The sequence below is a fragment of the Tepidimonas thermarum genome, from assembly GCF_007556705.1.
GTDB classification, from domain to species: Bacteria; Pseudomonadota; Gammaproteobacteria; order Burkholderiales; family Burkholderiaceae_C; genus Tepidimonas; species Tepidimonas thermarum.
On record NZ_VJOL01000101.1, the window covers coordinates 1 to 2,163 of the forward strand.

Here is a 2,163-nt window from a genome sequence, read left to right on the forward strand (position 1 = left end):
GCGCCATCCAGTCCGTTCTCGAGCAAGATCGCATAAGCGGCTTCCAAGGGGTTGGTTTCGACTCGTATTGCCATGAGGGTTACACTCCTTTCTCGAAGTCATGGCGTCAGACCCACCCTCGCGCTGTCTGCTGGGCGGGGAGCGTAGGCGCGTAGCGCCGGAGATCCCCGCCCAGCAGACAACCGGCAAAATGGAATTTACAGAAAGAACGATACACAACTCCTTTCGGACGATGTGGCTGCCCAGCCCATCGTCCATTTGCAACCTGCGCACAAACCATCCGGTCGATTGGCGGGCCACCCGCCCGGCCCTACAGTGGCCGCCATTCCCCATACACATTTTTTATGGAGGACGGTATGGCTCCTACTGCGTCGGCTTCCACCCGCCAAGCTTGGTCGGTGCTCATCGTGAGCACGTGGGCTTTTACGGTGTGTTTTATGGTCTGGATGATGTTTGGCGTCATCGGCATCCCGCTGAAAAAAGAGTTAGGACTCAACGCCACACAGTTCGGCCTGCTGACGGCCACACCGGTGCTAACCGGCTCACTGGTGCGGGTACCGCTGGGTATCTGGACCGACAAATACGGTGGCCGTATCGTGTTTACCGCGCTCATGGCCCTGACCGTACCCGCCATCTGGTTGATGGCGTACGCGACGGCTTTTTGGCACTTCCTGGTTATTGGCCTGTTCGTGGGCCTGGCGGGTGGGTCGTTCTCGGTGGGCACCCCTTATGTCGCTCGCTGGTTTCCCAAAGAGCGCCAGGGCTTGGCGATGGGCATCTTCGGCGCCGGCAACTCGGGGGCGGCCGTTAACAAATTCGTCGCACCCGCGTTGGTTGTCGCCTTTGGCTGGACCATGGTGCCACAGGTGTACGCCGCCGTGATGCTGGGCACGGTCATCCTTTTCTGGCTGTTCAGTCATCACGATCCGTCGCACCTGGTGCCAAGCAACACGCGCTTCGTGGACCAACTCAAGGCCCTCAAGGATCCCGCAGTTCTGAAATACTGTCAGTACTACAGCATTGTCTTCGGCGGCTATGTGGCGCTGTCGTTATGGATGGTTCAATACTATGTGGGCGAGTATGGACTCGACATCCGCGTCGCGGCATTGCTGGCAGCGTGCTTCTCGCTGCCCGGCGGCGTGCTACGCGCCATTGGTGGCTGGCTGTCAGACAAATACGGTGCGCACAACGTTACCTGGTGGGTCATGTGGGTGAGCTGGGTCTGCCTGTTCTTGCTGAGCTACCCACAGACCGACTTCACGATCCTGACGGTGGATGGCCCCAAGACCTTCCACATCGGTCTCAATGTCTACGCCTTTACCGCCTTGATGTTCGTACTCGGCATCGCCTGGGCGTTCGGTAAGGCCAGCGTATTCAAGTACATCTCCGACGAGTACCCCAAAAACATCGGCACCATCTCCGGCATCGTGGGACTGGCCGGGGGGTTGGGTGGCTTCATTCTCCCCATCATGTTCGGGGCTTTGCTCGACCTGACGGGTATCCGCTCCAGCGCCTTCATGCTGCTGTACGGCGTGGTCTGGGTCTCGCTGATCTGGATGTACCTGACGGAAGTGCGCCGTCACGACGTGCTCAAACGCGCGCCCAGTGCTGAACAGCGGGCTTGATCGCGATGGACGCTATCGATCCGGTGGTGGGCTTCTTTGGCCTCGGCTTGGTGGCGGGAATGTTGCGCTCCGACTTGAAGCTGTCCAGTGGGTTGTACGACACGCTGACGATTTATCTGCTCATCGCCATCGGGCTCAAGGGCGGTTTCGAGCTGGCCAGCCGCGATGTCACCGCCTTGATGCTGCCCACGATCGTCATCGTCGCCGCGAGTGCCGTCACGCCCATGGTCGCCTACCAAGTACTGCTTCGTCTCGGACGCTTGCCTCATCCCGACGCCGCATCGATCTCGGCCCATTACGGTTCCGTGTCTGTGGTGACGTTTGCCGTGGGAGCGTCTTATCTGGGAAGGCAAGGGCTGGATTACGACGGCTATATGTCGGTATTCCTGGTGTTCTTGGAATTTCCCGCCTTAACAGGCCGTTGAAAAAATACCCTTCGAACGCACCAGTGACGCTGCTTTCGAAGAAACGAGCCGCCCAGACGTGGCTGCGCAGCGATTGCGACGTGCATTTCGGCCGGTTTGCAGGCCGTTTTGCC

The 2,163-nt window shown here is 59.4% G+C and carries 2 protein-coding genes; both read left to right on the forward strand.

Annotated elements, in window-relative coordinates; all coding sequences use genetic code 11:
• The first annotated feature begins 356 nt into the window (after positions 1 to 356).
• On the forward strand, positions 357 to 1,625 hold the full coding sequence (locus Tther_RS13010) for an MFS transporter (protein WP_143904537.1): 1,269 nt from the start codon (positions 357 to 359) through the stop codon (positions 1,623 to 1,625).
• Between the two features lie 5 nt (positions 1,626 to 1,630).
• Positions 1,631 to 2,050, forward strand: a complete 420-nt coding sequence (locus Tther_RS13015; RefSeq protein ID WP_185975101.1) for a sodium-dependent bicarbonate transport family permease — start codon at positions 1,631 to 1,633, stop codon at positions 2,048 to 2,050.
• The last annotated feature ends 113 nt before the right edge of the window (positions 2,051 to 2,163 follow it).

What these genes read in the sequence shown, in the direction of transcription:
- Tther_RS13015 (WP_185975101.1), top strand. Translation starts at nt 1,631, where the DNA reads ATGGACGCTATCGATCCGGTGGTGGGCTTCTTTGGCCTCGGCTTGGTG.
- Tther_RS13010 (WP_143904537.1), top strand. Translation starts at nt 357, where the DNA reads ATGGCTCCTACTGCGTCGGCTTCCACCCGCCAAGCTTGGTCGGTGCTC.